10 protein-coding genes are annotated in these 13,395 nt (G+C 34.3%); 6 read left to right on the top strand and 4 right to left on the bottom strand.

Annotated elements, in window-relative coordinates:
• The first annotated feature begins 14 nt into the window (after nucleotides 1-14).
• Both M0M57_RS11840 and M0M57_RS11835 read left to right on the top strand, forming a co-directional pair.
• On the top strand, nucleotides 15-1,415 hold the full coding sequence (locus M0M57_RS11840; protein WP_248433237.1) for a RagB/SusD family nutrient uptake outer membrane protein: 1,401 nt from the start codon (nucleotides 15-17) through the stop codon (nucleotides 1,413-1,415).
• Between the two features lie 93 nt (nucleotides 1,416-1,508).
• On the top strand, nucleotides 1,509-4,178 hold the full coding sequence (locus M0M57_RS11835; protein ID WP_248433236.1) for a S9 family peptidase: 2,670 nt from the start codon (nucleotides 1,509-1,511) through the stop codon (nucleotides 4,176-4,178).
• A 47-nt stretch (nucleotides 4,179-4,225) separates the two neighbouring features.
• Here M0M57_RS11835 and M0M57_RS11830 read toward each other — a convergent pair whose 3' ends face one another.
• The 3 genes from M0M57_RS11830 to M0M57_RS11820 form a co-directional block, all read right to left on the bottom strand.
• A complete protein-coding gene (locus tag M0M57_RS11830) occupies nucleotides 4,226-4,474 on the bottom strand; it encodes a DUF6520 family protein (protein ID WP_248433235.1) in 249 nt (82 codons plus the stop codon).
• Between the two features lie 123 nt (nucleotides 4,475-4,597).
• Nucleotides 4,598-6,130 (bottom strand): MauE/DoxX family redox-associated membrane protein, encoded by a 1,533-nt coding sequence (locus M0M57_RS11825; RefSeq protein WP_248433234.1) that lies wholly within the window; start codon nucleotides 6,128-6,130, stop codon nucleotides 4,598-4,600.
• Between the two features lie 188 nt (nucleotides 6,131-6,318).
• Nucleotides 6,319-7,209, bottom strand: a complete 891-nt coding sequence (locus M0M57_RS11820) for a helix-turn-helix transcriptional regulator (protein ID WP_248433233.1) — start codon at nucleotides 7,207-7,209, stop codon at nucleotides 6,319-6,321.
• 562 nt (nucleotides 7,210-7,771) lie between these two features.
• Here M0M57_RS11820 and M0M57_RS11815 point away from each other — a divergent pair.
• Entirely contained in the window at nucleotides 7,772-8,614 is an 843-nt protein-coding gene (locus tag M0M57_RS11815) for an RteC domain-containing protein (protein ID WP_248433232.1), read from the top strand.
• 111 nt (nucleotides 8,615-8,725) lie between these two features.
• Here M0M57_RS11815 and M0M57_RS11810 read toward each other — a convergent pair whose 3' ends face one another.
• On the bottom strand, nucleotides 8,726-9,442 hold the full coding sequence (locus M0M57_RS11810) for a hypothetical protein (RefSeq protein ID WP_248433231.1): 717 nt from the start codon (nucleotides 9,440-9,442) through the stop codon (nucleotides 8,726-8,728).
• 390 nt (nucleotides 9,443-9,832) lie between these two features.
• On the opposite strand from M0M57_RS11810, the gene M0M57_RS11805 reads away from it, so the two are divergent.
• From M0M57_RS11805 to M0M57_RS11795, 3 genes are all read left to right on the top strand, one after another.
• Nucleotides 9,833-11,515 (top strand): AraC family transcriptional regulator, encoded by a 1,683-nt coding sequence (locus tag M0M57_RS11805; RefSeq protein WP_248433230.1) that lies wholly within the window; start codon nucleotides 9,833-9,835, stop codon nucleotides 11,513-11,515.
• 385 nt (nucleotides 11,516-11,900) lie between these two features.
• Nucleotides 11,901-12,188, top strand: a complete 288-nt coding sequence (locus tag M0M57_RS11800; RefSeq protein WP_248433229.1) for a helix-turn-helix domain-containing protein — start codon at nucleotides 11,901-11,903, stop codon at nucleotides 12,186-12,188.
• A gap of 189 nt (nucleotides 12,189-12,377) precedes the next feature.
• Complete coding sequence (locus tag M0M57_RS11795; RefSeq protein ID WP_248433228.1) at nucleotides 12,378-13,328, top strand: transcriptional regulator; 951 nt, start codon at nucleotides 12,378-12,380, stop codon at nucleotides 13,326-13,328.
• Nucleotides 13,329-13,395 lie beyond the last annotated feature (67 nt).

Here is a 13,395-nt window from a genome sequence, read left to right as displayed (position 1 = left end):
TAATTATCATTAATATGAAAACTAGAAACACAATCAAAAATAGAATCAAAACCTCAATTGCTTTTGCATTAATTTTCATCAGCATACTGTCATGCGATTCGTTTGTAGAATCAGAATTACCGAACAACCAATTAACAGGCCCTGCTATTTTCAAAGACAAAATTACTGCCGATGCGGCAATGAGTAACGTGTATGCATCCATACGAAACGCAGGTCTATTAACAGGGGCAGAATTTGGAATTTCTAACAGACTCGGATGCTATGCAGATGAACTTGATTTTTATGGAAATGTGAGCAATATAACAAATGAATTCTACAACAATTCACTATTACCGTTAAATCAAGGTATTCAGGTGTACTGGAATACTTCATACAATCAAATTTATATGGCAAATGCAGTATTCGAAGGCGTAGCTGCTTCAAACACAATACCCACAGAAGACGCAAATAGACTAAAAGGGGAAGCACTATTTACAAGAGCCTTAATGCATTTCTATCTCGTAAATCTGTTCGGAGACATTCCTTATATCGCAACTACCAACTATCAAACAAATAGCTCCGTAAGCAGAAAACCTACTCCGGAAGTCTACGATAAAATTATAGAAGATTTAACAACAGCTCTAAACCTTGTTCCCGAAAATTATTACGGTACCGGAAGAGCAAGACCAAACAAAGCCACTGTAAATGCACTTTTAGCAAGATCATATCTATACATGGGCTTGTGGGCAGAAGCTGCGAATGCGGCATCAGCGGTTTTAAACCAAACTGGTTTATATACCAATGAACCTGACATGCAAAAAGTTTTTCTAAAAGCGTGTCCGGAAACAATTTGGCAACTTCCCCCTCATCCCGAAGGCAGAAACACATTTGAAGCAGCTACATTCACTGTTTTAGCTGCTCCTCCAAACAGCATTGCTTTAACACAGGAATTGGTAGATGTTTTTTCAGACAATGATTTGCGTAAAATGTTTTGGATTTCTTCAATTACCGGTAATTCCCAAACATACAATTTTGCTCATAAATACAAACAAAATAATCCGGGAGCAACCTCAACAGAGTATTCAATCGTATTTAGATTGGCAGAACTATACCTCATTCGTGCCGAAGCAAGAGCAAATCAAGGCGAAATCATTTCTGCATTAGAAGACCTGAATCATAGTAGACAAAAAGCAGGTCTTGAAGAATTAATCGGCCTAGACCAACAACAACTCCTAATCGAAATTGCATTAGAGCGAAGAAAAGAATTATTTACAGAGTTCGGGCATAGGTTCTTCGACTTAAAACGAACAAACACCATCAACAATACATTAGGAGCAAGTAAACCGGGATGGAATAACACAGACCAATTATTCCCTATTCCGGAAAACGAACTAAGTGCAAACCCTAATTTACTACCTCAAAATCCGGGATATTAAAATGAAACCTATAAATAATAGAAACTTTAGCGTAATCTCAATTACAAAAATACAAGGCCCTATATAACACTTAAAATCAACAAATAATTTCAAATGAAATATATAATAATTCACAACAAAAATACTTTTCAAAAAAGCAATAGATTTTGGAAAGTCTATTCCACAACAATACAGGTTTTAATCTGTATCCTAATGCTATTCTCGGTAACTGCTCAAACCCAAACCAAAAAAAAATTAACAGAACAAGACTACCATAAATGGGGAGATATACACTTGAAAGAAGTATCTTCAGATGGAAAATGGATAAGCTATAACGTAAATTATAGTGATCAAAAAGATACATTAATAGTAAAAAGCACTTCAACAAACAAAACATACACGTTCCCTAATGGATACAATGGTTCTTTTTCTAATTCAAATTGGTTCGCAGCTAAAAATCCGACAGGAATTTCATTACTAAATTTAAAATCGGGTAAGAAACTAAACGTTAATAACGGTAACGCCTTTGGCTTTTCTAACAATGGCAAGCTACTAATATATTGCAGTAAAGAGTCAGCAAACTCATCCAAACTAGAAGTGATTGAAGTAGACAAATCAAAAACAGTGCTTTCAATTAACGGTGTCTTCAATTTTAAATTCAATCCCGAAAAAGACAAAATAATTTTCAACAGAGTGAATGAGGGTAAATCTACCGCTGAAATAATTTCACTTAACACATTGGAGCATAAAACGATTACACCTCCCTCAGAATTTAATTTTCATGGTTTTGAATGGAGTAAAAATGGAAAAGGGATAGTTTTTTTCAAAAAAGTAAATCCAAAAGAAGGAAAACAACAAAACACTATTTTCCTCTATTCAGTAGATACGAATAAAAAAAGTGAATTCAATACGGTTGAGCACCCCGATTTTCCTCCAAATAGTGCCATAGTACCATTCGGAAACTACAAGTTAGCCGTTTCTGATGATTTACAAAGAGTAGTTTTTGCAGTAGATAGTCCACAAAATAATAATACATCACAATCTACTGTTCAAATCTGGGCAGGCAACGCACCTTGGATATTTCCGGAACAACAAGTATGGGATACTAATAATACAGCAAAAATGGCAATTTGGTTTCCACAAAAAAACACCTTCCGTCTTATTAACGATAAGGAATTCCCATGGATTATGTTTACTCCGGATTTTAAACAGGCAATACTTTCAAACAAAAAAATGTATGAACCACAATTTGATGTTGCACTTGGTCCGATGGATTTCTACATAGAAAACCTCGCAACAAAACAACGAGAAATAATGCTAACGAAACAGTCTTCCTATGTCCAAGTAACTCTTCCATCACCTAAAGGGAGATTCATTGCCTATTTCAAAGAATCAAATTGGTGGATATATAATGTCGAAAGTAACACACATTCAAACATAACAGCATCACTAAAATCAGATTTTGAAACTATAAAAAGTGACAGACCAACTGAAAATACCGCACTCGGCTGTCCGGGTTGGACTGCAAACGATAAGTCAATTTTACTCTATGATCGGTTTGATATTTGGGAGATAAATCCAATAAATGGAAACGCAGAAAGATTAACAAAAGGAAAAGAGCAAGAAATTCAATTTCGATTTTCAAAAGAAGACAATGGATTCGATGGCAAAGCAAATTATGATGGCTGGGTTTCCGATGTCGTGAATTTAGAAGGAGATATTTTTTTAAATGCCATATTCAAAAATGGAAGTAAAGGATTATATTCTTGGACAAGAAGTGATAGAGAAAGGAAGTTAACCACTACTTTCAATAAGATAAATCAAATAAAAAGCAATAATAATACAGTAGTTTACAAAGAACAAAGTTACGATTTACCTCCTCAAATAGTGGCAATTAATCCAAACGTAAAAAGAAAAGTAATCGCAAGAAGCAACAAACACCATAGTAATTATCAGTGGCCAAAAGTCAAAGAAATAGAATATGTCAACTCAAAAAATCAGAAATTAAAAGGATTTCTTTACTTTCCGGTAGATTATAAAGCAGAACAAAAATACCCAATGATTGTGCACATCTACGAGAAACAATCATACAAAATGCACAATTATATAGTTCCGGAAACGTATTCTTCAGAAGGGTTCAATGTGATTGATTTTTCAGTAGCAGGATATTTTGTTTTCTTTCCAGACATTACTTACGAAATCGGCAATTTAGGCCATTCAGCGGTAGACTGCACATTAGCCGGAACAAAAGCCGTAATAGATATGGGAATAGTAGATGAAAAAAAAATTGGTCTAATTGGTCATTCTTTCGGTGGGTATGAAACCGATTTTATCATTACTCAAACAGATGTATTTGCAACAGCTGTGGCAGGAGCAGCAGCTACCGATATGAGGTCGTTTTATCTAACGCTCAATTGGCAAACAGGAAAACCGGATATGTGGCGTTTTGAAAACCAACAATGGAGAATGGGCAAATCATATTTCGAAGATAAAATAGGATATGAAAAAAATTCACCGTTAAATCATATCGAAAATATAAAAACGCCGCTTCTATCGTGGGCTGGCAATCAGGATAAACAAGTAGATTGGCGGCAAAGCATCGAATTCTACTTGGCGATGCGTAGATTAAATAAGAAACACATTTTGTTGCTATACGATGGAGAAAGTCACTCCATTACAAACGATAAAAATCAGAAAGATTTAAGTGTAAGAATCAAACAATGGTTTAATCATTTTCTAAAAGACGACCAAACACAGGATTGGATTTTAGATAGCATAAAATAAGCGATGCAACTGTAGAAGGCGTTGCATCGCTTAAAAAATAGACAGGTCTAACTACCTACTTTAAATAACTGAACCGGGCAGGACGTTGGCCCGGTTTTTTCATAAGCCAGTGGTCCGGTGTCATTATGTCTACACATAACGTTTCCTTCAGTCTGACATTGAACTGAGATTTGACAAGGAACCGAATCTTCATCTTCAGCCCATCCGATGCGTAGAATTGGATCTTCTACAGCATTCATCGACATGGTCGCAAATGCTCCTGCGATGCCAAGTACAAACACGAACATCGGCATCATCTTTTTTAAAAAAATTGTTTTCATAATTAATAAAATTAAATTAATGATCTACTCTATTACAGGTTTTCGATCAATCTCCTGATAACCGGCCGGTATTGCATAAAAGAAGTAGTTGAAGTTTAGCTATTCAAATTCCTTCTTTAAATTATTTTTAAATCGGTAAACAATCACTTGCTGATTAACAAGTACATACAAGTTATCATCAGTAACAAAATAAGAATGTAGTTTTTTTCCATTCAAATGAGGTATATAAAAACTCATGAGATACTTTCGCTTTCTCAAATCATACACATCAAATGTAGTGCTGCGTTCAAACACAGATTTCTTTTCAAATTTCCCTCTTAAGCGTGAATCAACAAATAACAAATGACGATGAACAAATGCAGATCCATTGACTAACAAACCAGGTTTAGATAGAACTTTTTCCTTTCCATCACTAGTGGTGGCAATTTTTAAACGTGTTCGACTAACTGTATCAATAGTATTTCCCCGATAATCAAGCCTCCCAAACTGATCTGCAACAATAAATTCATTGCGATAAGCATACACATAAATGAATCTCGAAAGCTCCTTACTATAAATCAAATGACCGTCAGTATCAAATAAACCGTCATGTTTAGATTGCTTTTCTAGCAAACGGGGCAAAAGTTGCAACGTATCTTTTTGGTCAAGTGAAAACAGACCAATTATGTTTTCATTCGTATCACTGCTCAACCCTCTAAAAACAAAATTCATAGTATCCATGGGGACAATTTTAGAAAAATAAGGTTGTATAATTGTATGAGTAGTTCCTACCCATTCCACAGTATTTCCGGTGTAGAGTATAGGAACGGCTCCATCTGACAAATAAAAAAAAGGAGGTAGTACTTTTAAATGTAGAGATCGAAAGGAATAATTGTTCTTGTCAATAAGTATTTTTTCTTCCTTTTTATAGGTTAATGAACTATCAATAGTTAAAACATGAAGCGGTGCAGTATAATTTCCTAAATAAATAACACCTTCATCATATCCTGCAATATAATAAGAGTTAAAATCTAGATCAATTTGCTTTACAAATTCAACAGGTCGCACGGAAAACTTTCTTATAAATGGATTTTCTTTACTAATGATATAATCCGATGTTTTGAAAAGCGTCCAAATTATACCAAAGCAAACCAACAGAGTAACTAAAACCAATGCTAAAACAGAAAAAGTAGCAGTAATTCGGTTAGTTTGAAAATTAAGAACAGAACAGCTAAAATCTTCTTTTAAAATCCATAAAACAACAACCGCTAAAAAAACAAACACCAAATTAAAAATCAAATGTTCTGTCCAATTTAAATCCTCCAATACTCCTCCACAAGAGCACGGTATATCATTTGTAAAATTGAGGATAACATAAATATAAAAAGTAAACAATGACATCAGAAAAAAAGCAAAATAGATGCTCCAAAACCGGAGACGATTAAAAAGCAATGCCACCGCAATCACTAATTCAACAAGCGGCACTAACCAAGAGATAATGATAGAATGAGCACTCAACAAAGGCGATTGTCCCAACTGCACCTGAAAATTCTCAAAATCCAACAACTTACTCACCGCCGCATAAACAAACAGCAAAACATACAAGTAACTCACAGTCAAAACAACACTATTTTTTATTCTTTCCAAATTCATAATAACAAGTTTTCAATAGTGATAAAGTAATCCGTATAAATCAGTTTAATCAGTCTAGTCCGTGGCTAAAAAAACAAACCACGTATAATAATGAATGTAAAATTCCAAATTAATTTCCCATAACACTATGCAAATCAAGCATTTCGTTATCCCATTCCAAAAACTCCCTACTCCCTACTCCCCACTCCCTACTTCCTACTCAACACACTCGGCGAAAACCCATACTTCTTCCTAAAAGCCTTATAAAAATTCAAATACATCCCAAACCCACACTGATACGCAATCTCTTTCAATGGTAAATCAGTTTGCATAATGAGCAAATATGCTTTCTTCAGCCGTTCATCCTGATAAAATTGATACACACTAGTATGATAATGCTCCCGGAAGCCATTCCTGATTTTATGTTCTTCACTCCCAAAAAGCAAAGCCAACGATTTAAGAGAAGGCAAAGGAGCATCCAAATGCTCTAAGATATAAGCATGCACGTTTTCAATAACAGCTACCTCAGCTTTCACTTTTTCTGTAATAGCAGAAGGAATCGACTTCAAAAAAGGAGTATCTTTCAAAAAAACCTTCACCGTGATCACAAACACCAGCTGATTTACAAGGCTATTGCTAACCGTACAAAATAAAGGCAGCTTAAATCCATCGGAGGTCAAAAACAGCAATTCCGTAGTAACAAAAAAATGAGTCTCAGCATTAACCTGCTCTAGTAAAGCATTCCAAACCAATTTAGAAGAATCATCCAACAACGTTTCAAAAAGCAGACTCTGAATAGCTTCTGATGTATACTTCAACCGTTCAACAACAGTAAAATTAAAATCGACTATTCTGTAATGGTTATCCAAAACAAATACAAATTGATTCAAATGTTGAAAACTCGCATAAGGCGGAACCATACCCTGCTCCAAAACCAATTTTCGAATTCGCTCACCTTGTTCTAGTAAAGTCAATAAAATGGCATCATAGTCATCATCCAAAGTGGTCAAATCCAAATCAATGATTCTTCTACCGGTTGCCAAGTCAAATAACAACTGATAAATAATCCTGAGTTTATCTCCTTGATTTGAAACGGACATAATATATTATTTGATAGATTTTGTAACTGTCGAAGTAGCAAAAAGCGAAACAAACCTATCAAATTACACCAATCTATACTAAAAGTTAAGTGCTGGATTCTAGAATCCAACACCTCATTTTCAAGAAAAATCCAAAAAAGAATGCAGCTAAAAGAAAGAGACTTAACCAATAAAAACAACCCTTCAAAAAGAAAACCAAACCGCTATAAACACTGAAAAAACGTCCACTTCAAAAAAATTTCAAATCCCACCATTTTAAAATGAAAAAGACTATACATTTCCAAAATACCAACTATGCAATTCCAGAATCCCACACACAAACTATTGCCCCAACCAATTCCCAACCCTAGTTTTGCCAACACCAAAAGCAACCAAAATTGAATAAAACTCAATCAAAAACACAAATGTTCCACAAAACTTATCCATCTCGTCTCCCTCTCCTTCGGAGAGGGTTGGGGTGAGGTTTATGAGCAAAAAAATTAATTATAAACCCAAATATTCCACTAAACCTAACCATCTCGTCTCCCTCTCCTTTGGAGAGGGTCGGGGTGAGGAAAAAACCATGAAAAACTTCGCAAACCAACTCTTCCTCCAACTAGATCTACAACTAACCAAAATCCTCCCATTAGTGGAAGAAGACCCAATTCAAAATTGCTCGTTAGCAATCAACATATTAATGGAGGGATATGAAAAGTTAAGAACCTCGTACATCAACCATACAACAAGTCAAGAGGAAGAAATTGATTTCTTTAAAAATTGGAAACCTAAATTGACAAGCCAAATTATCTACTTCAACGAAATGTTTAATATAGAATGTAATAAACCGGTCGCCTCAGAAAAAACAATTCGAAAGTACTACAACACCCAACTAAAAAAGCGGGAACAGTTTTTTATAGATAATGCAGAGTTTTATAGATATTACCGCAAAGGAAATCAGTACCTAGATGATAAATATTTTCTAAGAAATCAACAAGATAGTAAATTGGTAATGGATAGCTTCTATTTCCAAATAGACAAATTGTTTGCAACCTCACACGACTACAAAGTAGCTCAAATTTTATCCAACGAAAAACTGCAAATCTACCTTATTGCTAAATTAAAAAGCTCAACAGAATCAAAAGCATTTCACCAAGAAAAAGTCCTCAAATGGACAGGCTCCAAAGTGGGAATAATCGAGCTAATTTATGCCTTACACACCGAAGGAGTATTCAATCACGGAGCAGCAGACATTGGAGAAATTGTACAAGGGTTCAGTAGAACATTTGACATAGACCTAGGTCAGTTCCACAGAACATTCTACGAAATCACAAACAGAAAATCCGAACGAACAAAATTCATTACTTCATTAAGAGAAAACCTCCTAAACAGAATGAACAATTCAGATGAACACCAAAGGCTACCCTAACGGATAGCCTTATTAATAATATACCTTAGGTCAAAGCCCTAAGAAAGTAGTGAAATAATAACCACTGTTTTTAAGAATTTCTTAATCTGTGAATCAGTGGCAAAAATACATTTAGCGATTCTCAATAATTCCCGCTTTCAAAGCACTAAGTATCGCATGCGACTTTCCGTATTGAGCACCTTCAACTGCTCCGGTAAATTTCGCCCCCAACCAATACCAATCAAGATCAGTATTTTTCTTAGGTCTTTTCTTTTTAGCATATACACTATGCCGAATGATTGAGGTAACTGTCAGCAGATACTCCTTCTCACTAGCAGAAAGCTGACCTGAATCCTGTATCGTCGATTCGTAAAGAACAACGTAATTATGAATGTCGATATAATCCACATCATTGTCCACTTTAGACAAGACGGTCTCTACAAAAAGACGAAAATCATTTTTAGCTGTAGTATTTAGTGGTAAATCATCAACAATAGAATCAAACGCAGTATGAGGATCAGAAACTAAATAAGTAATTCGGCTTTTGGAAACTAAATTGTAATCAGTAGATAAAAAATCATCAAAAAAGGGATGAATACCGGCTTTCAAATTAACTTGATAAACAATACTGTCTATTGTTTTAGGTAAATTGGAATCAGTAAAATAAGAATTAGAAATAGCATAATGAACTTGACCTACAAAATCAAAAGAGTTGGCAGGATTCAAAGGAAGTAATTCTTGTGATTTCTTGTTAAAATAATTGGTTTCAGAACTTGTTAGTTCAGATTCTGTTGTTTCACAAGAAACAAATGGTAAAGTAAAGAGTAAAATAAGGAAATAATTTTTCATGTTGGTTTAAGTGTTAAATGTTACTGATTTATTTTTAATCAGTTCATTTCGCCCGGGGTAATCTGAACAGTTTTGGCTGGTTTCGCTCATAACAAAACCGGTTGAATTCGAGACAAAACTACCGGCTCAAATCCACCCACACAACACAAGAAATACTAGATTTCCGAATTCAAACTATTGGATTCTAGAATCCAATACCTTAAAAATCACTAGATTTTATCAATAAAACAAGATGTAGTTGAACATGGCTACCTATTTTAAAAACATCAATTTACTTAAAGAATAAAATGCATGATTTTCAATTAAAAAATTTTAATATTTTTACTACACCCATTTCAATTCCACAAACTTTTTAAACAGTAAGTTGAACCAAAACCTAAACCAACTGAAATGAAAAACGTTATAATTACCATTCTTTGCACACTATTCACTTTAACAATTGTTCAAGCCAATCAGCGTAATCAAGTTGACAGTCTGTCCAATAAAAACTACCAATTCTTCGAAGAAAAAATAATAGAATTCAGAACAGATAGTATAAAAGCAAAACAATTTGCGAATTACTGGCTAAAAAAAGCAAACAAAGAAAAAAACCTTACACAGCAAGCTAAGGCATATAAAGCATTAATTCATTTTGCAGATAAAAAATATAGAATGATCTATGCAGATAGTTTACTTGAAAAAGCAAAAGAAACTAAAAACAACGAAATCTTAGGGAGTACCTATCTTACCGTGGGTGCAGCACATTATGACAACAATGAATATACCAAGGCATTAGATCTATATATTCTCGCTAACAATCATGTAGCAAAAACAAATGATCAATACTTAATCCATAAAGTAAAATATACGATTGCTCTAACAAAATATTTCTTAGGCTATTATGATGAAGCAATTGCATTACTTAATCAATGTATGGAATATTTTAAAGAAGAAAATGATTTGGCCTATTTAAAATCAATGCAGGCGATTGCGTTGAGCTACACACAAATTGAAAGATATGACCATTCCTCCTATTTCAATAAACTGGGTATGGAGCTAGCTAATGAATATGAAATAGATGATATGGTTCCGTACTTCAAAAATGCAAACGGAATTAATCTATGCAAACAAAAAGAATATGAAAACGCAATCAAATTCTTGAAGGAATCAAAACCTCAATTCGTAAAAGTAAATGACTATGCAAATCTAATTACAACCAATTTTTATCTTGGAAAATGTTATTGGGAAATCAACGACAAACAAAAAGCAGTAACTTATTTTTTAAAAGTACACAAGGACATTCAAATTAGAAAATACACTCGTCCGGAGCTTAGAGAAGCCTATGAAACACTGATACTGTACTTTGGAGAAACCAATGAACTGGAAAAAGAACTGTTCTTTATCAAAAAGCTAATGGAATTTGACAATGAAATAAACAAAGAATTCAAATACCTAACCTATAAAGTCCACAAAGAATACGACACCAAAACACTCCTCGAAAAAAAGAAAAAAATCGAAAACGAATTAGCATCAAACAGAAAAATCTATTTTCTTGTCATAGCATCACTAATAATAATTCTATTAAGCTTGTTCGGTTGGCATCTAGAGTCCAAAAAAAGAGAAAAAGAAAAATTCAATCAAATAATGGCTGATTTAGTAAACAAAAAGAAAACAACTATCACACCAGCGAACAACCAAAATTCAAACCTAAGTACGGAATTAACCAAATCATTAATGAAAAACCTGGAGAAATTCGAAAACCAAAAAAAATTCCTCGAAAAAGACATGAACTTGGCAAAACTTGCCGCACTACTAGACACAAATACAAAATATGCGTCGTTAATAATTGCTGAGCAAAGAGAAAAAAAAACCACAACCTACATAAACGACCTTAAAATTGATTACATAGTCGAGTTATTAATTAGCAACAATAAATTCAGAAACTACACCAACAAAGCACTATCCGATGAAGCCGGTTTTGGCTCTACGCAAATCTTCACACTCTGTTTCAAAAACAGAATCGGAATGTCTCCCACTTCCTTCATCCAACAGCTAAAATCGGCAAACGAAAACCAACAAAATAATCAAGAGTAATTACGCAAATCTTATATGGACATCCATCATAATTAAAAACATATGTGACTTATATGGTAAAATTTTAAAAAATTATTTTCACGTTAAATCATTGATTTTATTGACAAAAATTAAAATACTGTCATTAAAATTAAACTTTTTTGTTTTCCACTTCTGAATCACTTCTGAAATAAATTAAATCAATCTAAACAATTTTGCATTACCGATTAATAGTCAAAATGGCATTAAATAAATTGAAGATTTTTTTCTTTTTTCAATAAAGAAAAATCAAGCATAGCAGTAGCTACGGTTTATTTTTATTTTGAAGAAAAAAGGAAAAAAGAGCAATTTAGAAAGGTCATTTTGGGTATTAATCGGTAAAATATAACATATTAAATCAAAAGTTATGGCAATAGAAGTAATCACTCGGGAAGACCTAAACGAATTTAGAACACTATTACTAAAAGACTTCAAAGATCTTTTAAATTCCAAACCCGAGCAATCCAAAAAATGGCTCAAATCCATTGAAGTCCGCAACCTACTCAACATTTCCCCTGGAACCCTCCAAAACCTCCGCATCAACGGAACCCTAACCTACACCAAAATCGGCGGCACCCTCTACTACGACAATGCCGACATCGATAAACTCCTAAACACCAACAAAACCCAAGCCCTACCCACCCTCTTCAAATAAAAGATAAAAAATCAGCAGAATCTTAAAGTCCCTCTCCTTCTTGTCCCGTCCGAAGGCGGATGGAGAGGGATTTAGGGTGAGGTTAACAAAAACAATAAAAAAACAAATGTTACACCTAATCCTCAACGCCTCGTCACCCCCTCCTTCGGAGGGGGCCGGGGGGAGGAAAACCTCAGCAACTCAAAAAAAATGAACTACATCAAACACCTAACCGGCTTCTTCGAAAAAGTAGTCCTCGACAAAGCACTCAACCCAACCCACGTCAGCCTTTACATGGCCTTATTTCAGTTTTGGAACTGCAACCGTTTCAAAAATCCAATAAGTATCAATCGCGATGAGGTAATGCGAATAAGCAAAATCAGTTCCAAAGCAACCTATCACAAATGCCTGAAGAACTTACATAGTTTAGGTTACATCAATTACGAGCCATCCTACAATCCTTTCAAAGGAAGTCATGTCATTTTATTCAATTTTTCCGAAGATCTAAAACCAGCTCCAAAAAATGAGAGAAAACTAAAAAATGAACCACTTATTGAATCGGTTTCAGAACAAGCTCTAAACAAGTCTTGTACCAGTAGTGAAACAGGTACTGAACAAGCAGTAGTACCTTCTATAAACTTTATAAACAATACAAACAGTTCAAACGATAAAAACGTTGCAAACTTGAACGAGCAAGCAAAAATTTTTGAAGATGAAAACAATATTCAATTAAAAAATCAAAATTCAGAAAAAGAAAAAAGTTCCGCGAAAAAAGAAAAAGAAAAAGAAAAAGAAAAAGAAAAAGAAAAAGAAAAAGAAAAAGAAAAAGAAAAAGAAGAAGAATTGCAACCTCGTGATTTTGTCATACCGAGCGAAGCCGAGGTATCTCCTTTGAAAAAGGCAACACCAACAATCGATGAAATCAAAACCTACTTCCAAGCCAACAACTTCCCGGAACTCGAAGCACAAAAATTCTTCAATTATTTCTCCAGTGTCGGTTGGCTAGTCGGTGGCAAAACTCCAATGATCAATTGGCAAGCAGCAGCTCAAAATTGGATAATCAACAGTGTTAATTTCAATCACAACACCGATACAACACCGACAAATCGACCAAAACACCTCAACACCATAACCGAAAAAAACTATGCAGAACCTCTTTAACCTTCTTTGTCATTCCGCAGGATGTCGAAGACGAAATAGGAATCTCCTACGCAGTAGGCTCTATCTT

It is taken from the genome of Flavobacterium azooxidireducens (assembly GCF_023195775.1).
Taxonomy (GTDB): Bacteria; Bacteroidota; Bacteroidia; order Flavobacteriales; family Flavobacteriaceae; genus Flavobacterium; species Flavobacterium azooxidireducens.
The sequence above is the reverse complement of the archived record's forward strand: the minus strand, read 5'-3'. Positions and strand labels throughout refer to the sequence as shown.

What these genes read in the sequence shown, in the direction of transcription:
- M0M57_RS11825 (WP_248433234.1), bottom strand. Translation starts at nt 6,130, where the DNA reads ATGAATTTGGAAAGAATAAAAAATAGTGTTGTTTTGACTGTGAGTTAC.
- M0M57_RS11800 (WP_248433229.1), top strand. Translation starts at nt 11,901, where the DNA reads ATGGCAATAGAAGTAATCACTCGGGAAGACCTAAACGAATTTAGAACA.
- M0M57_RS11840 (WP_248433237.1), top strand. Translation starts at nt 15, where the DNA reads ATGAAAACTAGAAACACAATCAAAAATAGAATCAAAACCTCAATTGCT.
- M0M57_RS11820 (WP_248433233.1), bottom strand. Translation starts at nt 7,209, where the DNA reads ATGTCCGTTTCAAATCAAGGAGATAAACTCAGGATTATTTATCAGTTG.
- M0M57_RS11815 (WP_248433232.1), top strand. Translation starts at nt 7,772, where the DNA reads ATGAAAAACTTCGCAAACCAACTCTTCCTCCAACTAGATCTACAACTA.
- M0M57_RS11835 (WP_248433236.1), top strand. Translation starts at nt 1,509, where the DNA reads ATGAAATATATAATAATTCACAACAAAAATACTTTTCAAAAAAGCAAT.
- M0M57_RS11795 (WP_248433228.1), top strand. Translation starts at nt 12,378, where the DNA reads ATGAACTACATCAAACACCTAACCGGCTTCTTCGAAAAAGTAGTCCTC.
- M0M57_RS11810 (WP_248433231.1), bottom strand. Translation starts at nt 9,442, where the DNA reads ATGAAAAATTATTTCCTTATTTTACTCTTTACTTTACCATTTGTTTCT.
- M0M57_RS11830 (WP_248433235.1), bottom strand. Translation starts at nt 4,474, where the DNA reads ATGATGCCGATGTTCGTGTTTGTACTTGGCATCGCAGGAGCATTTGCG.
- M0M57_RS11805 (WP_248433230.1), top strand. Translation starts at nt 9,833, where the DNA reads ATGAAAAACGTTATAATTACCATTCTTTGCACACTATTCACTTTAACA.